At 36.1% G+C, this 19,613-nt stretch carries 15 protein-coding genes; 10 read left to right on the top strand and 5 right to left on the bottom strand.

What is annotated here, in order from left to right; all coding sequences use genetic code 11:
* Positions 1–6: 6 nt before the first annotated feature.
* From AC3QL1_RS18020 to AC3QL1_RS18005, 4 genes are all read right to left on the bottom strand, one after another.
* Positions 7–1,854 (bottom strand): amidohydrolase, encoded by a 1,848-nt coding sequence (locus tag AC3QL1_RS18020; RefSeq protein ID WP_492493522.1) that lies wholly within the window; start codon positions 1,852–1,854, stop codon positions 7–9.
* A 166-nt stretch (positions 1,855–2,020) separates the two neighbouring features.
* Complete coding sequence (locus AC3QL1_RS18015; protein ID WP_492493521.1) at positions 2,021–2,710, bottom strand: hydrolase; 690 nt, start codon at positions 2,708–2,710, stop codon at positions 2,021–2,023.
* Positions 2,711–2,938: 228 nt separating this feature from the next.
* Positions 2,939–3,253: a hypothetical protein gene (locus tag AC3QL1_RS18010; protein ID WP_492493520.1), complete on the bottom strand. Its 315-nt coding sequence runs from the start codon at positions 3,251–3,253 to the stop codon at positions 2,939–2,941.
* Positions 3,254–4,123: 870 nt separating this feature from the next.
* On the bottom strand, positions 4,124–5,068 hold the full coding sequence (locus tag AC3QL1_RS18005) for an alpha/beta hydrolase (RefSeq protein WP_492493519.1): 945 nt from the start codon (positions 5,066–5,068) through the stop codon (positions 4,124–4,126).
* A gap of 455 nt (positions 5,069–5,523) precedes the next feature.
* On the opposite strand from AC3QL1_RS18005, the gene AC3QL1_RS18000 reads away from it, so the two are divergent.
* The 9 genes from AC3QL1_RS18000 (at position 5,524) to AC3QL1_RS17960 (ending at position 16,703) form a co-directional block, all read left to right on the top strand.
* Positions 5,524–6,969 carry an MFS transporter gene (locus AC3QL1_RS18000; RefSeq protein WP_492493518.1) on the top strand — a complete coding sequence of 482 codons (1,446 nt, stop codon included), beginning with the start codon at positions 5,524–5,526 and terminating at the stop codon, positions 6,967–6,969.
* Positions 6,970–7,016: 47 nt separating this feature from the next.
* Positions 7,017–8,333, top strand: coding sequence for an MFS transporter (locus AC3QL1_RS17995; RefSeq protein ID WP_492493517.1), 1,317 nt, complete (start codon positions 7,017–7,019; stop codon positions 8,331–8,333).
* A gap of 88 nt (positions 8,334–8,421) precedes the next feature.
* On the top strand, positions 8,422–9,258 hold the full coding sequence (gene kduI / locus AC3QL1_RS17990) for a 5-dehydro-4-deoxy-D-glucuronate isomerase (protein WP_492493516.1): 837 nt from the start codon (positions 8,422–8,424) through the stop codon (positions 9,256–9,258).
* Positions 9,259–9,262: 4 nt separating this feature from the next.
* The gene (locus AC3QL1_RS17985) at positions 9,263–10,054 is read left to right on the top strand and encodes a gluconate 5-dehydrogenase (protein ID WP_492493515.1); all 792 of its coding nucleotides are present in this window, start codon (positions 9,263–9,265) and stop codon (positions 10,052–10,054) included.
* Between the two features lie 23 nt (positions 10,055–10,077).
* A complete protein-coding gene (uxaC, locus tag AC3QL1_RS17980; RefSeq protein ID WP_492493514.1) occupies positions 10,078–11,481 on the top strand; it encodes a glucuronate isomerase in 1,404 nt (467 codons plus the stop codon).
* 205 nt (positions 11,482–11,686) lie between these two features.
* Positions 11,687–12,709 carry a PfkB family carbohydrate kinase gene (locus tag AC3QL1_RS17975; protein ID WP_492493513.1) on the top strand — a complete coding sequence of 341 codons (1,023 nt, stop codon included), beginning with the start codon at positions 11,687–11,689 and terminating at the stop codon, positions 12,707–12,709.
* 11 nt (positions 12,710–12,720) lie between these two features.
* Positions 12,721–13,392, top strand: a complete 672-nt coding sequence (locus AC3QL1_RS17970; protein ID WP_492493512.1) for a bifunctional 4-hydroxy-2-oxoglutarate aldolase/2-dehydro-3-deoxy-phosphogluconate aldolase — start codon at positions 12,721–12,723, stop codon at positions 13,390–13,392.
* A gap of 218 nt (positions 13,393–13,610) precedes the next feature.
* A complete protein-coding gene (locus AC3QL1_RS17965; RefSeq protein WP_492493511.1) occupies positions 13,611–15,053 on the top strand; it encodes a tagaturonate reductase in 1,443 nt (480 codons plus the stop codon).
* Positions 15,054–15,086: 33 nt separating this feature from the next.
* Complete coding sequence (locus AC3QL1_RS17960; protein ID WP_492493510.1) at positions 15,087–16,703, top strand: UxaA family hydrolase; 1,617 nt, start codon at positions 15,087–15,089, stop codon at positions 16,701–16,703.
* A gap of 124 nt (positions 16,704–16,827) precedes the next feature.
* On the opposite strand, the gene AC3QL1_RS17955 is transcribed toward AC3QL1_RS17960, so the two are convergent.
* Complete coding sequence (locus tag AC3QL1_RS17955; RefSeq protein ID WP_492493509.1) at positions 16,828–17,856, bottom strand: LacI family DNA-binding transcriptional regulator; 1,029 nt, start codon at positions 17,854–17,856, stop codon at positions 16,828–16,830.
* Between the two features lie 288 nt (positions 17,857–18,144).
* On the opposite strand from AC3QL1_RS17955, the gene AC3QL1_RS17950 reads away from it, so the two are divergent.
* Positions 18,145–19,584 carry a glycoside hydrolase family 28 protein gene (locus AC3QL1_RS17950; protein WP_492493508.1) on the top strand — a complete coding sequence of 480 codons (1,440 nt, stop codon included), beginning with the start codon at positions 18,145–18,147 and terminating at the stop codon, positions 19,582–19,584.
* The last annotated feature ends 29 nt before the right edge of the window (positions 19,585–19,613 follow it).

Here is a 19,613-nt window from a genome sequence, read left to right as displayed (position 1 = left end):
AACAAATTAGTTTTTTTGATATCCTCCAAAATAATTCACCGGACTCCAATCCGGAATTGCTTTTGGTGTTGGCTGTGCAAAGGTTCTAAAGTCATTATCGGCATAAACTACTTTTCCGTTTACGACAGTAAGTTTAGATTCAATGTTTAATATTTTTTCTTCGGCAGTATTGAAATAGTCATCAGAAAGAATAGCAAAATCTGCCAGATTGTTTTCTTTTAGCATGCCGCGATCTTTCTCTAAATTAATCAATTGTGCGCTTCCGTAAGTAAATAATTTTAAAGCGGCTGTTCTGTTCTGAATATTTTCGTCGGCCATATATTTTAAACCGCCTAAGGTTTTTCCGGTGGTTAACCAGTACAAACCAACCCACGGATTATAGCTGGCAACACGAGTTCCATCGGTCCCCATTCCGACTTTGATTCCCATTTCGAGTATCTTTTTAAGCGGAACCGTGTTTGCGGCAGCCGTTTTCCCATATCTTTTTATAAAACTTTCTCCCTGATATGCCATTCTGTGCTGAATTGCTAAACCTCCGTTTAAAGCCTTAATACGTTTTAGATTTTCTACAGAAACGGTTTCTCCGTGATCAAAAAACCATAAAAGTCCGTTTAATGGAGTTTCTTTATTCACATCTTCAATTACGTTTAAGAAACGTGTAATGCTTTCATTATAAGTAGCATGAATTCTAAAAGGCCATTTGTTTTTTACCAAAAGCGATAATACAGATTTTAATTGCGCTTCCATTGCCGGGCTTAATTCCGGTCTTGGTTCGTCAAAGTTTTCAAAATCCCCGGCGCTCATCACCAGATTTTCTCCGGCTCCCTGCGCGTGATATTCAACCTTATCTGTATCGTGATCGTCACAGCCTTCGCCAATTTCTACGGTGCTTACCCATTTTGAGTAATCGTTGAGTTCGTTTCCTGCTTTCTGGGCAAACAAATAATAAGGCATTCTTATCGTTAATCCGCTGTCTTTGCATAAACCATTTGTTACGCCATAATCGTCAGGAAAATTTTGAAATCCGCCGCCGGCATCGATTATTGCCGTTACGCCAAGACGATTCATTTCGGTCATGAATTGTTTTGTTGAGTTTATTTTTTCTTCAGGAGATAATTCAGGAAGTTTAGAAAGGGTAGAGTATAAGATAAAAGCATTTGGCTCTGCAACTAATAATCCGGTTGGGTTTCCGTTGGCATCTTTTTCCACAAGTCCGCCATTTGGGTTTGGCGTATTAGCATCAATTTTTAAGGCTGCAATTCCGGCTTTATTTAAATAGGCATGACCATATAAATGTAAAATAAAAGTGGGAACATCGCCCGTCGCTTCGTTTATTTCTTCAAGAGTTGGTAATCTTTTTTCTTCAAACTGATAGGCATTCCAGCCACCAACAACGCGAACCCATTGTCCTTTTGGTGTTCTTTGTGCCTGTTCCTTCAGCATTGCCAAAGCTCTTTTTAAAGATCGAACACCATCCCAGCGCAATTCGGTATTAAAGAATCTTCCGCCTCTGATAATGTGCATGTGAGAATCGAATATTCCGGGAATAATTACTTTTCCTTTGGCATCGATTACCGTTGTATTTTTGTTTTTTAGTTTTAAAATATCACTGTTTTTACCTGTTTTCAGGATTTTTCCATCAGCTACAGCCATAGCTTCTACAATGGTGTTTTTATCATCCAAAGTATGAATAAGAGCATGATGAACAATAAGAGTCGCTTTTTTGCCCTGAGCGAATAGAGGAAGCGAAATGATTAAAAGAAGTGCCAGTATTTTTGAAGTGAGTTTCATGGTTGTGGTATTTTTTGGTTGTGGAGGAAAAAAAGACTGTGCGATTACACAGCCTTTTTTCATTTTTTCTGGAAATATTTTTAAGGGGAATAGATCGCAGATTTTACGGATTTGCGTTGCAAAAACGCTGATTCCCGCAGATTTTTTTTATTTGTAATTAATGAATTTTAAATCCGTTTTTATCTGCGTTTTCGCAAAGCGAATCCGTTTTATCCGTGTTCAATTGTATTTAGTGTTTTAACATTTCGTGAGCGTATTGTACACCAACTCCGTATGCACCACCGTATTTTTTAACCAGATCAGTAACTGCTACATAAGTTTCCTGACGAGCCCAGTCACGTTGTAATTCTAATAAATATTGTAATGAAGTTATTGGGTGCGCACCAGCCTGAACCATACGTGTTATTGCCATTTCGTGTGCTTCTTTAGAAACGTCTGCACTTGCATCTGTAATTACATACACATCATAACCATCGTTGATTGCTGATAATGTTGGTCCAACGATACAAACGCTTGTCCATAAACCACCAAAAACAAGTTTCTTTTTACCTTTTTCTGTTATGGCTTTATAAGCAGGGGCATCTTCCCAGGTATTCATTGAAGTACGATCGATATAGTTTGAAGTTTTTTGTGGATAAAATTCTTCGATTTCACGGAAAACTGGTCCACTGAATGATCTTTCGGCAACTGTTGTTACAATTGTAGGCACTTTGAAAATTTTTGAAGCTCCGGCAACAAGTGCGGTATTGTTGCGTAATTGATCGATTGGAGTGCTTCCAACGGCAAAAGCCATTTGGCTTTCATAGTCAACAAGAACTAACGTATGGTTTGTTGGGCTTAATAATGCCGGACTTGGTTTTTGAGCGAAACCGATAAAAGTTATAAAAGATAAAGCTGTTGTTAAGATTAATTTTTTCATGATTATTAAATTTTGTTTGTTGATAAAATTGATTTTTAAATTTGTTTTTAGTTTTGATTTTCGATTTACGGCGTTCAAAAGCAGTGCCTTGTTTGTAAGGCGTTGATTTTAAAGGTTTTTTTGAAAAAGGCAATAGTGATTTTAACGATATATCGTCAATGCAGCATTGGATATCGTGAATGAAATGTTTTTATGCTTTAATGGATTTAAAAAGGAAATTTCTGGTACCTAAATTTTTCCTTTTAGATGTAAGCGATGGAGGATTTCAGATTTTAATAAACCGCTTCCGCCGCCAAAATGTTCAATTACTTCTACTTCTGGCTGATGTTTTACACAAAAAGAAGCAAACTCTTTCTCGATATGATCTTCGATTCCGGAACTCAGCAGAACAATATCGATTTTGTTATTTAGAAAATATTCCTGAGCTTTTTTTTCATCGTCGAAACCAATGCCATTCCAATTTTCAGTGGCGTTTACCAGTCGAAGTAAAATCGGTAAGATTGCTTCGTTTTTTCCGAGTATTAAAAATTCTAATATTTTCATTTTTTCTTTTTTTAAGGTTCTAAGTTACTGAGTGGCTAAGTTTTTTTAAAATCTTGCTTTTCGGAACTTGTACTTTACATTGCAAATTTATCAGTTATTAAACCAGTTCAACTTAATCTAGAATAAGAAAAGATTCTAAGATTCTAAGTTGCTATCCCGAAACTTCGGGACTAAGTCTTCTTTCAGTTTTTGACAGAACTTGTAATTTGTTTGACAAATGTATTCGTTAAAAACATATTGATCACTTAATCTAGAATAAGAAAGATTCTAAAATTCTTAGTTTCACTTTCAGTTGTTAATAGAACTTGTAATTTGTTTTACAAATGTATTGGTTAAAAACATTTTGATCACTTAATCTAGAATAAGAAAGATTCTAAAATTCTTAGTTTCATTTTCAGTTGTTGACAGAACTTGTAATTTGTTTGACAAATGTATTTCTAAAAATCATTGAGATCACTTAATCTAGGATAAGAAAGATTCTGAGTCTCTTAGCAACTTAGTCCCGAAGTTTCGGGATAATCACTTAGTAACTTAAAAAGAAATTTTTGTTAGAATGAGGAATCCCGTAAGCAATTCTGAAAAGTTGCTTGTAGTTTTGCGCCGTAGAAATAACGATATATAATTTTTTGCCTTTTTAGTATCATTTATTTCTGCAAAATAGTTTTTTGGAAAAAACAATTAGTTAAAACAAAATTTGACAAATCATTGATCGTGGTCGTTGTATGAATTTATAAAGAAATACAATAATGTCTAATTTTTATAAGGTTTTTAGATTTGGTTATATTTTTACTAAATCTGAAAACCTTTTTTTATTTTGATCCAATAAAAAAGGCAAAACTTTGTGGGTTTTGCCTTTTTCTATGCTTAGTCTTAATTCTTGTATCCATTGTTTTTTAGCCATTCTTCGCAGGCTTTTGTCCAGAATTTGCTGGTATCATTGACGCCAAGACCAAAACCGTGACCGCCTTTTTCATATAAATGTAACTCGGCTGTAACTCCGTTTTTCTTAAGTGCCAAATAATAATTCACACTGTTTTCGGCCATAACGGCACCGTCATCTGTTGCGTGAACTAAGAATGCCGGTGGTGTTTGCGGGGTAACTTTTTTTTCATTCGAATAGAAATCGATGTCTTGCTGAGAAGGATTTTCTCCCAGTAAATTGGTTTGAGAACCTTTATGTGTAATGTCGTTTTGCATTGAAATTACCGGATATATTAAAAGGGAAAAATCCGGACGGGCACTTATTTTTGAGGAAGTCTCGTAAACCCTTTCATCATAATGCGTTGATAAAGTTGATGCCAGATGCCCGCCTGCAGAAAATCCCATAATACCAATTTTATTGGGGTCAATGTTCCATATGGCAGCATTGAGTCTCACAATACGAATGGCTTCCTGCGCATCCTGGAGCGGCCCAACCACTTTATTGGTCATGATTAAATTATTGGGTAATCTGTATTTTAAGACAAAAGCCGCAATTCCCAAAGTATTCAGCCATTCGGCAACTTTAGTTCCTTCTTTGTCAATAGCCAGATGCGAATATCCTCCACCTGGAAGAATCACAACCGCTGTTTGGTTTTGCTTTATTTCCTTAGGTAAAAAAACACTTAAGGTAGGTATGGAAACCTGACTTGTGCTTTGTACTTTTCCGTCTTTTATCACTTCTTTTTCCTGATAATCCGGCGCTTTAATTTCCTGCGGAATTGTTTTCCAAAGCGGGATAACCTGATTTTGCGCCTGAATATGAGTTATAATTCCAAAAAGGAAAAGGATTTTTAAAAATGATTTTTTTGTAATGAAGTGGTGTGATTTTTTCAATTTTAAAGAATTTTATTAATAGACTGTTATTTGGTATAAGTCAAATTTATATTTTTTTATTGATTTAAAAGGTTAATACTATAATAAAGCCTATTTCTTTTTCCATAAGAATAGTTGTTATAAATTGATTTTGAAGTATTGATTTTAGTACTATTTTGACACCTAAAACGGACGAATTTCCCATACATGCTTTTAACAAATATATTGTTTAATGTGTAATTTTGAGTTTGTTTTTTTATGTGAAATGTTTATTTTAAGTATCAAAATAATTTTTTATATAATTATTTGGAATATTAAGATTAAAAACTATATTTGTGCAATCGATTACATTATTTAAAATTTTGTTGCACAAGTTTGGTTATATGGTTAAGGATGAAGACTTAACTTAAACTGCAGCTCAGGGATCAAAATTTTTAAATTATTAATATTTTACTAGCCTAAACCATTACCTTACTATGAGTCAAATCAAAAAAAACACTGGAAAGTATCGTTGGAGCATATGTGCACTATTATTTTTTGCAACAACTATTAACTATCTTGACAGACAAGTACTTTCATTGACATGGAGCGATTTTATAGCTCCTGAATTTCACTGGACAAACAATGATTACGGAAACATTACAGCATTATTCTCTATTTTTTATGCCGTTTCGTTATTGTTCGCCGGAAGATTTGTGGATTGGCTGGATACTAAAAAAGGTTTTCTTTGGGCTATCGGAATATGGTCTATAGGTGCATGTCTGCATGCATTTTGCGGAATTGCAACTGCTGGAGTTATCACCGGAAACTGGTTTGTAGGTTTTGAAGGTGCAAAAGACATCATTGAGAATGTAAACGATACAGGAATGGTAATTAACGTAAGTGTTAGTTTATTCATTTTTGCCCGTTTTATCCTGGCCATTGGTGAGGCCGGAAACTTTCCTGCAGCGATCAAAACTACGGCTGAATATTTTCCTAAAAAAGACAGGGCATTCTCTACCAGTATTTTTAATGCAGGAGCCACAGTGGGCGCTTTGGCAGCCCCGATATCAATTCCGTTTATAGCAAAATCATTTGGATGGGAAATGTCATTCATTATCATCGGAGCTTTAGGTTTCGTATGGATGGGATTCTGGGTTTTTATGTACGACAAGCCGGAAAGACACCCAAGAGTGAGCGCGGAAGAATTAGAATATATTCAGCAGGATGATATCGCAGACAGTAAATTAGTAGGATACGTTCCTGACAATACAACAAAAGTATCTTTTGTAGATTGCTTTAAATACAGACAAACCTGGGCATTTGCCTTTGGAAAATTCATGACAGATGGTGTTTGGTGGTTCTTTTTATTCTGGACTCCGGCCTATTTAAGTTCTGTTTACGGAATGGATTCTACGCAAGCAGCCTTGCCGTTATTTGTGCTTTACATGATTACACTGCTTTCGATTATTGGAGGATGGCTTCCGACTTATTTCGTAGAGAAAAAAGGAATGAATCCATACGAAGGAAGAATGAGAGCGATGTTGATTTTTGCCTTCTTTCCATTATTAGCCTTGATTGCCCAGCCTTTAGGATACATTAGTTACTGGATTCCGGTAATTATTATTGGTATTGCAGGAGCGGCGCATCAATCCTGGTCGGCAAATATTTTCACAACAGTAGGGGATATGTTTCCTAAAAAAGCAATTGCAACCATTACAGGAATTGGCGGATTGGCAGGAGGAATTGGTTCTACTTTAATCAATAAAGGATCAGGATTGTTATTTGATCATGCAAAAGATACCAACATGGTTTTTATGGGCTTTAAAGGTATTGAAGCGGGATATTTTATCATATTTTCAATTTGTGCCGTTTGTTATCTGACAGGCTGGATTGTAATGAAAACTTTAGTTCCTAAATACAGCCCGATTACCAATCTGTAAAGATTATGAAATAAAACTAGCTAACCAACCAACCAAACCTTATAACTATGAATCAAGCTAATGCAGCAATTGGAAAATATCGCTGGACAATTTGTGGTTTAGTATTTTTTGCCACAACTGTCAATTATTTAGACAGAAATGTAATTAGTTACCTGCGTCCTTTTTTGGCAGAAGCTTTTCACTGGACACCCGAGCAGGAAGTGATAGATTATTCTAATATTGAACTGGCGTTTAAAATTGCCTATGCAATGGGAATGCTTGTTGCAGGCGGAATCATAGATAAACTGGGAACCAAAATTGGTTATGCAATAGCAACAGGTTTGTGGAGTTTGGCGGCAATTGGGCACGCACTGGCAACCGGTACTCCGGGTTTTTTAATAGCACGTGTATTTTTAGGAATTACAGAAGCCGGAAATTTTCCTGCCGCCATAAAAGCAACCGCTGAATGGTTTCCGCAAAAAGAAAGGGCTTTGGCAACGGGAATTTTTAACTCGGGAAGTAATATCGGGGCTATCATTGTTCCGTTATCGGTTCCTTTTATAGCAGAAAATTTTGGTTGGCAATGGGCTTTTATTCTAACTGGAATCGTTGGTTTTATTTGGCTTGGATTATGGTTTTTGCTTTATGAAGTTCCTGAAAAACAAAAACGTTTGTCTCAGGCAGAATATGAATATATCAATTCGGATAAAATACAAACGACTGAACCAGAAGATACAGAGAAAGTATCATGGCTTAAACTGCTTAGTTTTCGCCAAACCTGGGCATTCGCCATTGGTAAATTACTAACAGATCCGGTTTGGTGGTTTTATTTATTCTGGTTGCCTGATTTTCTGATGAAAGAATACAAGCTTTCTGCAACAGAAATTATCTGGCCTTGCGCTTTGGTTTATGTTATTGGAAGTATCGGAAGTATTGGCGGTGGATGGCTGCCTTTAAAATTAATAAACAAAAACTGGCCGGCTTATAAAGCGCGTAAAACAAGTATGCTGATTTATGCCTTTGCAGTTTTACCGGTTTTATTTTCTCAATATCTGGGAGCAATCAATATTTGGTGGGCTATTTTAGTAATTGGTCTGGCGGTTTCTGCACATCAGGCTTGGAGTGCGAATATTTTTACTACCGTTTCTGATATGTTTCCTAAAAAAGCAACAGCGTCCGTGACAGGAATAGGAGGAATGTTCGGAGCGCTTGGCGGAATTTTACTAACTTTAGTAGTTCAAAAAAATATGTTCGTTTACTATACTAAGATAGGAAAAATCGAAACCGGATATTTCATCATGTTCTGTATCTGCGGAGCCTCATATTTACTTGCCTGGCTCATTATGCATATTTTAGTTCCGAGGATGAAAAAAGTGGAAGTGTAAAATCAACACAAATAAATTTCTATTTGTATTATGATTTTTGAAGATAATAATATAATTTTGTGCAATCGATTACATTAAAATAAAAATTATGACAAAATATAGTTCAAGATACGCGTCAAGCCCTGAAGCTGTAAAACAATATGATACACAACAGTTAAGAAATGAATTCTTAATTGATGATTTAATGCAGGAGAATGAAATTGTTTTAACGTATTCGCATTATGATCGATATATAGCAGGTTCTGCAGTTCCTGTAAAAGATTTAACTCTTGAAACTATTGATCCTCTTAAAGCAGGTTATTTCCTGGAAAGAAGAGAAATGGGAATCATAAATGTTGGCGGAAGCGGTTCTGTTGTTGTTGAAGGAACTTCTTATGAATTGGGTTTTAAAGATGCCCTGTACATTGGAAGCGGAAATAAAGAAGTGATCTTTAAAAGTGATGACAGCCAGAATCCGGCTAAATTTTATATCAATTCAGCTCCGGCGCACACAACATATCCTACTGTAAAAGTAAGTTTGGAACAAGCTAATAAATTGCAGTTGGGAACAATGGAAACGGCAAATCACCGTACGGTTAACCAAATGATTATTGGCGGTATTGTTACCACTTGTCAATTGCAAATGGGAATGACCGAATTAAAACCGGGAAGTGTTTGGAATACCATGCCGGCACACGTTCACGATCGCAGAATGGAAGTGTATTTCTATTTGGATATTCCGGAGAATCAGGCAGTTTGCCATTTTATGGGACAACCGCAGGAAACAAGACATATCTGGATGAACAATCATCAGGCAGTTATTTCTCCGCCTTGGTCAATTCACTCAGGTTCAGGAACTTCAAATTATACTTTTATTTGGGGAATGGCCGGTGAGAATTTAGATTACGGAGATATGGATGTTTGTAAAATAACTGATTTAAGATAAGAAAATGACAAACTTATTTGATATAAAGGGAAAAGTTGCCCTTATCACAGGAAGTACACACGGACTGGGAATGGCAATGGCAAAAGGATTAGGACAAGCCGGAGCTACAATTGTAGTAAACGGAAATTCTTCTCAGCAAAAAATTGACGACGCTGTGGCGGAACTTAAAAGCGAAGGAATTAATGCAGTGGGTTATAAATTTAATGTAACTCAGGAACAGGAAGTTAAAAATGCTGTTGCAAAAATTGAAAGCGAAGTTGGGCCAATCGATATCTTGATCAACAATGCGGGAATCATTAAAAGGATTCCGCTTATTGATATGGAAGTGGCTGATTTTAAAGAAGTAATTGATATTGATCTGGTTTCTCCTTTTATCGTTTCCAAACATGTTGCAAAAGGAATGATCGAAAGAAGACAGGGAAAAATCATCAACATTTGCTCGATGATGAGCGAATTGGGCCGTAATACGGTTGGTGCTTATGCTGCTGCAAAAGGCGGTTTGAAAATGCTGACTAAAAACATGGCAACTGAATGGGCAAAATACAACGTTCAGATCAACGGAATTGGACCTGGATATTTTGCAACAGAACAAACAAAACCAATCAGAGTAGACGGACATCCGTTTAATGATTTTATTATCAGCAGAACTCCGGCGGCAAAATGGGGTGATCCAAGTGATTTAGCAGGCGCTGCGATATTTTTATCTTCTAAGGCAAGTGACTTTGTAAACGGTCATATTTTATTTGTTGATGGCGGAATTTTAGCCACAATTGGTAAACCATCAAACGAAGAATAATTCTCAATTATATATTAAAAGACATGAGTGCAAAGACTTTCATAAACGATAATTTTTTACTTGAAAATAAATATGCTGAAGAGTTGTACCACAATTACTCCAAAAATCAGCCTATTATAGATTACCACAATCACCTGAATCCGCAGTTTATTGCCGAAGATAAAATCTTTGACAACATCACTCAGGTTTGGATCAACGGAGATCACTACAAATGGCGCGCGATGCGTACACTAGGAATCAACGAGCAGTTTGTAACGGGAAATGGTTCTGATAAAGATAAATTTCTAAACTGGGGAAAAACGGTTCCGTACACGATGCGTAATCCTTTGTACCACTGGACACATTTAGAATTGGCCCGTTATTTTGATATTTATGATTTACTGAATGAAAAATCAGCAGAGAAAATTTATATCGAAACTTCAGAGAAAATAAATTCTCAGGCATACAGCACGCAAAACCTGCTTAAAAAAGTAAATGCTGAATTGGTTTGTACAACAGAAGATCCGATTGACAGTTTGGAGTTTCACCAAAAACTGACTCAAAACCCAATTGGAACTAAAATGAGTACGGCTTTCAGACCCGATAAAGCTATCCTTATTTCTAATGATGGCTATAACGCATATCTGGATACATTGGGGGATGTATCCGGAATTGCGATTAACTCTTACGCTGATTTACTTTCAGCATTAAGAAAAAGAATAGAATTCTTTAATCAAAACGGCTGTAAATTAAGCGATCACGGTTTAGATCAGATTTATTTTGAAAACTTTACAGAGAATGAAGTGAATTTAATTTTCAAAAAGAAAAGAGAAAACCAGACTATAACTACGGAGGAAGCGTTGAAATTCCAGAGTGCGATATTATTATTCTTGTCTGAAACTTATCATGAATTTGGCTGGGTACAGCAATTTCACTTAGGGGCGTTAAGAAACAATAATGCGCGTATGCACAGAATTTTAGGTCCTGATACAGGCTGGGATTCTATTGGAGATTATCCACAGGCACAAAAACTGTCTTCGTTCTTAAATGCACTTGACAGCAAAGATAAATTGACAAAAACAATTATTTATAACCTAAATCCAGCTGATAACGAAGTTATGGCTACCATGATTGGAAATTTCAATGACGGAAGCGTTAGAGGAAAAGTTCAGTTTGGTTCAGGATGGTGGTTTTTAGACCAGAAAGATGGAATGACAAAACAATTAAACGCCCTTTCAAACATGGGATTAATTAGCTGTTTTGTGGGAATGCTGACAGATTCAAGAAGCTTCCTTTCTTTCCCAAGACACGAATATTTCAGACGTATTTTATGTAATCTTTTGGGAGATGAAATCCAAAGAGGTGAACTTCCGGCTGACATGGAATGGATTGGAAAACTGGTTGCCGATATTTCGTATAACAACGCAAAAGAATATTTTAAATTTTAATTTTTTTTAACCATTAAGATATTAAGGTTCATTAAGAAAGCAATTTAGAGAAAGAATATAAAGCAATGCAGATTTAATCATTTTAATCTGTGGCTTAAAAAAACAAACCATTAAGACATTAAGTTCATTAAGGCAAAAGCTTAATTTTTCTTAATCTCTTAATGGTAAAAAGAAAAAACTTTTACTGGTAAAAACAATAAAAAATATGAGTAGAGTAGTTGCATTTGGAGAGATCATGCTGCGTTTATCGACAGAAAGACATTTACGTTTTTCACAATCTACGGCATTTGGTGCTACGTACGGTGGTGGAGAATTTAATGTATGTGTTTCTTTGGCCAATTACGGTGTGAATGCTGAATTTGTTACCAGATTACCTGAAAACGAAATTGGTTTTTCTGCCTTAAAGGAAATCAGAAAGATGAATGTCGAATCTAAAAACATAGTTTATGGAGGAGAACGTTTAGGAATCTATTTTCTGGAAACAGGCGCGGGAACACGTGGAAGTAATGTAGTGTATGATCGCGCGCACAGTGCAATGTCTACTATTCAAAAAGGACATATTGACTGGGAAAAAGTTTTGGAAGGTGCAGAGTGGTTCCATTGGAGCGGTATTACACCGGCCATTTCTCAAAGTGCTGCCGAAGCCTGTTTGGAAGCCATTAAAGTGGCGCACAAAATGGGAATCAAAATTTCATGTGACCTAAATTACAGATCAAAATTATGGCAATACGGCAAAACGCCAAGCGAAGTAATGCCGGAAATGTTACAATACAGCAATGTGATTTTAGGAGATATCGATACGGCTTATTTCATGATGGGAATTCCAAAAGTAAACCCTAATTATCAGGATGAAAAATCACTTCCGGTTTTATACACGAAATTATTTGATTTGATTCCGAATTTAAAAACCGTTGCCACAACATTACGTTATTCTGTAAGTGCTTCTCACCAAAGAATTGGCGGTGTTTTATTTGACGGAAAAGCCATTTATCAGGCTGCTGTAAAAGAAGTAACTCCGGTTGTGGACAGAGTAGGTAGCGGGGACGCTTTTATGGGAGGATTGATTTACGGATTGTTGCAATATGAGAATAATAACCAGAAAGCATTGGATTTTGCAGTGGCGGCTTGTTGCTTAAAACATACAATTGCCGGCGATTACAATCTGGTTACATTAAAAGAAGTTGAAAACATGCTTGACGGTGATTCTGCCGGATTAGTATCAAGATAAAATAATATAAAATGGCAAGATATTCAAGAATTGAAGTAGCTCAGCAAATGAAAGAAAACGGAATGGTTCCGCTATTTTTTCATTCGGATATTGAGATCAGTAAAAAAGTACTAAAAGCCTGTTATGATGGTGGTTCCAGATTAATGGAATTTACCAGCAGAGGCGATTTTGCTCATGAAGTTTTTGGGGCGCTAAACAAATATGCTTTGGCTGAATTACCAGGAATGATTCTGGGAGTGGGTTCAGTTACAGATGCCGCTGCGGCATCACTGTATATGAGTTTAGGCGCAAATTTTATTGTAACTCCGGTTTTCAGAGAAGATATTGCAATTGCCTGTAACCGTCGTAAAGTATTGTGGTCGCCAGGCTGCGGAACTCTTACAGAAATCGCAAGAGCCGAAGAATTGGGCTGTGAAATTGTAAAATTATTTCCTGCCGATATTTACGGACCAGAGTTTATAAAAGCGATTAAAGGACCTTGCCCGTGGACGAACATTATGCCAACCGGAGGCGTTTATCCAACGGTGGAAAGTTTGTCTTCATGGTTAAATGCGGGTGCAACCTGTGTTGGTTTAGGATCACAATTAATTTCGAAAGACATATTAGATAACAATGATTTTGAAGGCCTGAAAACAAAAGTCAGCAACGTTCTTGAGATCATCAAAAATATTAAAAATAAATAAGGAGTAATCATACCGATTCCTTATTTGCATGCAGTTTTTTTTAGTTTTTTTAACGTTTTGTAATTGAACATTACGCTTGCTAAATAAAGTTTGTCACTCCTCACAGCAAGTTTTATTTTACTCTTACAAGTGTAATGTTTCTTTTACATCCTAAAAAAGATTTCTAAAAAATAAATAAGGTATTTAGTGGTTATTTATAACACTTTAAAGATTTTACAATGAAACAGTTAAACAGAAAAAATACAGGATTAGAAAAATTACAGCCAATTAAAGTAGTTCAGTTTGGAGAAGGTAATTTCTTAAGAGCTTTTGTTGATTATGCTTTTCACAAACTAAACAAAGAGGTTGATTTCAACGCCGGTATTGCCATGGTTCAGCCTTTAAAAGACGGTATGGTCAATATGATTAATGATCAGGACGGTCTTTATACCTTGTTTATGAACGGGATTAAGAAGGGCGAAAAAATACAGGATATTGAATTAATTACTAATATTGTAAAAGCAATAAATCCATATACTGAATTTGCGGATTATTTAGCTTTAGCCAAAGAAGAAGAGCTTCAGTTTATTGTTTCCAATACTACTGAAGCCGGAATTGAATTCATCGAAAGTGATACTCCGGACATGCAGCCGCCAGTTTCATTTCCTGCAAAGCTGACTGTTTTATTATATGAAAGATTCAAACATTTTAATGGAGATGCTTCTAAAGCAGTAACCATCATTCCTTGTGAACTCATTGATTATAACTCAGAAACGCTGAAAAAATATATTCTGCAATATGTTGATTTATGGAAATTAGAGGATGCATTTAAAACTTGGGTATCAGATGCTTGTACATATCACAGTACTTTGGTTGACAGAATTGTTCCGGGATATCCAAGAGCTGAAATTGAAGAATACAATAATAAATTAGATTACCAGGACAATTTAATTGTTGCTGCTGAACCGTTTTTCCTTTGGGCTATTGAAGGTGGTGATGCTTTAAAAGCAAAATTACCATTTGATAAAACAGATTTAAATGTGAAAATCGTTGATGATATCCGTCCTTTTAAAATGATTAAAGTTCGTATTCTAAACGGTGCGCACACGGCAATGGTTCCGTTTTCACTTTTGTTTGGTAACAAATTAGTAATGGAAACGGTTAACGGAGATTTTACCGGAAAATTCGTAAACAGCGTTATTAGCGAGATTAGTGAAACACTTGATATGGACAAAAATGAAATTACAGCTTATTCTGAAGAGGTAATGGACCGTTTTAAAAATCCGTTTATCAAACATGCACTTGCTGATATTGCATTAAATTCTATCTCAAAATTCAAAGTAAGGGTTTTGCCTAGTTTATTAGGATATTATAAAGCGAAGAAAAAATTACCGGTTAATTTGACTTTTTCATTAGCGAGTTTAATCCAGTTCTACAAAGGAACCTGGAATAACGAAGTATTACCTGTAAAAGATTCTCCGGAGATTGTGGAAGCATTTAAAAACGCCTGGGAATTAGGATCTGCAGATTTAGTGGTAGCGAAAGTATTAGCTAATACAGAATTCTGGGGTGAGGATTTAACTAAAATCGAAGGTTTATCTGAAGCTGTAGTATTGGCCTTGAATGAAATTGAAGAAAACGGAATAGAAAAAGGATTTGCTAATTTCAGCAAACAATATTAATTAGATTACACATACTTTTTAAAAATAATGATCATGCAAAAAAAATTAATAAAAGTAAACCCTTCAGATAATGTTGCAGTAGCATTAGTGAATCTTACAGCCGGCGAAGTGATTAACTTTGAAGGACAAGATGTTATTGTTGAGTCTGATGTGAAGATGAAGCATAAAATTGCAATGGTTCCTTTTAATGTAGGAGACAGAATTATTATGTATGGTGTTTTGGTTGGAAAGGCAAGTGCAAGAATCGAAAAAGGAGGATTGCTTTCTACCGCTAATGTAAAACATGAAAGTGATAAAGTAACGGGTAAAACCGAAACTATTGGCTGGAATTCACCAAATATTGACAAATGGAAAGACAGAACGTGGCAGGGCTATCACAGGGAAGACGGGCAAGTTGGAACTGAGAATGTATGGTTGTTTTTTCCACTTGTTTTTTGTGAAAACAGAAATATCGAAATCTTAAAAGATATCTTCGAGAAAGAATTAATGAAGCCAAAAGAAAACGATTATCAATTGCTGCTTCGTTCTCTAGTGAAAACAGAAACGGGCGGCGCTGGTAATGAAGCGGCTTCAAACGATGCTAATTTATTCAATAATATTGAAGTAAAATTCATCACGCACCAAGGTGGATGTGGTGGAATTCGTCAGGATTCTCACAGTCTGGCTAAATTATTGGCCGGTTATGTAAACAATCCAAACGTTGCCGGAGCCACAGTTTTGAGTTTAGGATGTCAGAATCTTCAAATTCAGATCTTCAAAGATGCTTTGGACGCGATTAACCCAAACAGCAAAAAGCCCGTTTTAATTTATGACCAACAGCAAATTGGAACTATTGAAACGATGTTGAGCAGTGTGGTAAAAGATACTTTTGAGGCCATCAAAAAAGCAAATGAAATAAAAAGAGAACCAGCTCCATTATCTAAATTGAGAATTGGTTTAGAATGTGGTGGATCAGACGGATTCTCCGGAATTTCTGCTAATCCAACATTGGGAGTTTTATCAGATCATTTAGTTGCTTTAGGAGGAACTACAATTCTTTCTGAATTCCCTGAATTATGTGGAGTAGAACAGGAATTGGTAAACCGTTGTGTAGATGATAAGGATGGAAGACGTTTCTTAGACTTGATGCAATGGTACGAAAAAACAGTTGTAGATGCAGGTTCAGGATTTGATATGAATCCGTCTCCGGGTAACATCAAGGATGGTTTGATTACAGATGCAATGAAATCGGCTGGTGCTGCTAAAAAAGGAGGGACTTCACCAATTGTAGGGGTTTACGATTATGGAGAATATATCAATGAAGCAGGATTTACATTATTATGTACGCCTGGAAATGACGTGGAATGTACAACGGCAATGGTAGGTTCAGGAGCCAATATGGTCTTGTTTACAACAGGCTTGGGAACTCCGACAGGAAACCCAATTGCACCGGTTGTGAAGATTTCATCTAATACGGAACTGGCCAATAAAATGTCTGATATTATCGATATTGACACCGGTGGAATCATCACAGGTGAAAAATCAATCGATGAAATGGCAGATGAAATGCTTGAATTTATTATCGATGTAGCAAGTGGAACAATCAAAACCAAAGCTGCCATCTTAAACCAAAACGACTTTATCCCTTGGAAAAGAGGAGTTTCACTTTAAGAAGATAAGTTAACTATAAAAAAAGCTCACTGTCACAGTGAGCTTTTTTTTTACCATTAAGATATTGAGAAAATAAAGCTTTGCGCTTAATGAAACTTAATATCTTAATGGTTCAAATAAATATTTAAATGGTAGTCCTAGAAGAGGATTTACGCATGTGTAACTCCGGTGCAAGCACTACCTTTTTTTCGATTTTAATCGTTTCGGTTTTATCTACCTGTTCCAGGAAAACACGCGCAGACATTTTGCCCATTTCAAGCGGAGACTGGTCAACAGAAGTAATGGACAATTCCATGAATTTGGTGAAAGGCTCGTTACTGAAACCCGCCACGCAAAACTCTTTGGGAATACTGATATTTCTTTCTTTTAATTCCTGAATGGCGCCCAGAGCGGCAAAATCACTTGACGAGAATATAGCATCAGGTCTGGTTTCCAGCTGAAGTAACGTTTCAACGGCTTCTTTTCCGGCATCAACACTACTTTTTACCGAAATAACCAGTTCTTCCTTAAAGGTCATTCCATTATCCAATAACGCTTGTTTGTAGCCTAAAAACCTGTTTTTGAAAATCTCAAGCGATTGGTCTCCCGATAAATGCGCTATGCATCTGCAGCCTTCATTGATAAGGTGTTTGGTTGCCATATAGCCGCCTTTAAAGTCATTGATCGTCACAGAACTTACTCCGTCAATATGTTTGCTACGGTCAAAAAAGATAAGGGGTACATTTTTTTCCAGCACATTATGAAAAGCGCCGTCATTTTCGTTTGTAACGGCAGTTACAGACATTAAAATTCCGTCTACCTGGGCATCAATTAAAGTATAAAGATTTTCATTTTCTCTTTTAGGATCTTCATGAGTCTGGCATATAATAACCTGGTAACCATGAGGATGTAGTTCTTCTTCGATTCCCCTGATCACAGAGGCGAAAAAGTTACTGTCAATACGAGGAACAATTACACCAATGTTATTGCTGCGGCCGCTTTTTAATGCTAAAGCAAGTTTGTTCTGCTTATAGTTCATTGAAGCTGCGGTTTTTATAACCAGTTCGCGCGTACTTTCTTTTATCTTGGGATTATTGTTTAACGCTCTTGAAACCGTAGCTGCAGTGATATTCAGCTTTTTTGCAATATCATAGATGGTTATTTTTTCGCTCATTCAAAACTAGTATTTGATTAATTTACAGACAAAAATACATTTTTTTTAGATAATCTAATATAAATTGTTATCGATTACCATAATTTTTAACTAAATCGTTTTCAGCTCTACAATGATAATAAATTATAAGTTTTTTTACGCAATGTGTAAATAAAATTACTAATAAAAATTAAATATATAATTTTTTTCTAAATTAATTTGGTGCATCCGATGTAATTTTATATTTTCGTGTAATCGATTACATGATTATTGTTTTCTCAATCATCGTAAATACTAAATACTGCCTAAATGACTACAAATAAGCTAATAAGGTTTCAATCGGTTGCATTTTTTTGTATCATAACCACATTGATTTTATCCTGTGGAAAACAAGTTTCTGCTGTTTCGCAGGCAAATCCATGGAAAAAAATGGATTTAATCATTAAAAGTATTCCCCAGACACATTTCTCTGATAAAATTTATAACATCAATGATTTTGGCGCCATTGCTGATGGAAAAACCCTAAATACGGCTGCATTTGCAAACGCAATCAAAGCCTGTACGGAGAATGGCGGCGGGAAAGTAGTAGTTCCCAATGGCAAATATCTGACAGGAGCGATACATTTAGAAAGCAATGTCAATCTGCATTTGGAAGACAAAGCGGAAATTCTTTTCAGCATCGATCCCAAAGATTATCCAATCGTGCATACTTCATGGGAAGGCACGGAACTCATGAATTATTCTCCTCTTATATATGCTAAAAACAAAACCAATGTGGCCATCACCGGTAAAGGAACCTTAAACGGTCAGGCTGATAGTTCTAACTGGTGGGTTTGGTCGGGAGGAAAAAGCTACGGCTGGCAAAAAGGAATTCCATCGCAAAATGATCCCACAAACCGTGAGGTTTTGGTGGATATGGCCGAAAAAAATATTCCGGTTTCAGAAAGAGTTTTTGGAGATGGACGTTATCTGCGCCCGAGCTTTATCGAATTCTTTGAGTGCAATACGGTTTTAATAAAAGACATTACAGTTATCAACGCACCATTTTGGATTCTTCATCCTTTAAAATCTAAAAATATTATTATCGATGGCGTTACCGTAAACAGTCATGGTCCTAACAATGACGGCTGCGATCCTGAATATTCCCAAAACATTATCATTAAAAACTGCACCTTTAATACAGGGGATGACTGCATTGCCATTAAAGCAGGAAGAGATGCCGATGGCAGAAGGGTTGCCATTCCAAGTAAAAACATCATTGTTCAGAATTGCAAAATGATTGACGGTCATGGCGGGGTTGTAATTGGTAGTGAGATTTCGGCAGGGGTAAACAATGTTTTTGTAGAGAATTGTGTCATGGACAGTCCAAATTTGGACCGTGCAATCCGTATTAAGACAAATTCAAGAAGGGGCGGGATTATCGAGGATATTTTTGTTCGAAATCTGGAGGTGGGTACCGTGAAGGAATGCGTTTTGAGAGCCACCATGACTTATAATGTCTACGGCAGTCAGACCGGAAATTTTATTCCGGTAGTTCGCAATATTACCCTTGAAAATGTCAAGGTTAAAAACGGAGGGAAATTTGGCATTCTGGCAGATGGCTATGCGGAATCTCCGGTTGAAAATATCACATTTAAAAATGTTGTAATTCAAAAAGTAGACTCGGTTTACTCTTTAAAAAACGTGAAAAATATAAATTTTATAAACACTTATATCAATGACAAAAAAGTAGAACCAATTAACAATTAAAAAAAACTATCATTTAACCAACAAACCAC

The sequence above is a fragment of the Flavobacterium sp. GW823-FHT04A11 genome (genome assembly GCF_058796535.1).
This window is presented reverse-complemented; position numbering and strand designations above follow the sequence as displayed.

Bases quoted from the DNA above. Each gene is read 5' to 3' on its own strand.
- AC3QL1_RS18020 (WP_492493522.1), bottom strand. From the start codon at position 1,854: ATGAAAAAAGGCTGTGTAATCGCACAGTCTTTTTTTCCTCCACAACCA.
- AC3QL1_RS17970 (WP_492493512.1), top strand. From the start codon at position 12,721: ATGGCAAGATATTCAAGAATTGAAGTAGCTCAGCAAATGAAAGAAAAC.
- AC3QL1_RS17960 (WP_492493510.1), top strand. From the start codon at position 15,087: ATGCAAAAAAAATTAATAAAAGTAAACCCTTCAGATAATGTTGCAGTA.
- AC3QL1_RS17995 (WP_492493517.1), top strand. From the start codon at position 7,017: ATGAATCAAGCTAATGCAGCAATTGGAAAATATCGCTGGACAATTTGT.
- AC3QL1_RS17985 (WP_492493515.1), top strand. From the start codon at position 9,263: ATGACAAACTTATTTGATATAAAGGGAAAAGTTGCCCTTATCACAGGA.
- uxaC (WP_492493514.1), top strand. From the start codon at position 10,078: ATGAGTGCAAAGACTTTCATAAACGATAATTTTTTACTTGAAAATAAA.
- AC3QL1_RS17955 (WP_492493509.1), bottom strand. From the start codon at position 17,856: ATGAGCGAAAAAATAACCATCTATGATATTGCAAAAAAGCTGAATATC.
- AC3QL1_RS18000 (WP_492493518.1), top strand. From the start codon at position 5,524: ATGAGTCAAATCAAAAAAAACACTGGAAAGTATCGTTGGAGCATATGT.
- AC3QL1_RS17975 (WP_492493513.1), top strand. From the start codon at position 11,687: ATGAGTAGAGTAGTTGCATTTGGAGAGATCATGCTGCGTTTATCGACA.
- kduI (WP_492493516.1), top strand. From the start codon at position 8,422: ATGACAAAATATAGTTCAAGATACGCGTCAAGCCCTGAAGCTGTAAAA.
- AC3QL1_RS18015 (WP_492493521.1), bottom strand. From the start codon at position 2,710: ATGAAAAAATTAATCTTAACAACAGCTTTATCTTTTATAACTTTTATC.
- AC3QL1_RS18010 (WP_492493520.1), bottom strand. From the start codon at position 3,253: ATGAAAATATTAGAATTTTTAATACTCGGAAAAAACGAAGCAATCTTA.
- AC3QL1_RS17950 (WP_492493508.1), top strand. From the start codon at position 18,145: ATGACTACAAATAAGCTAATAAGGTTTCAATCGGTTGCATTTTTTTGT.
- AC3QL1_RS17965 (WP_492493511.1), top strand. From the start codon at position 13,611: ATGAAACAGTTAAACAGAAAAAATACAGGATTAGAAAAATTACAGCCA.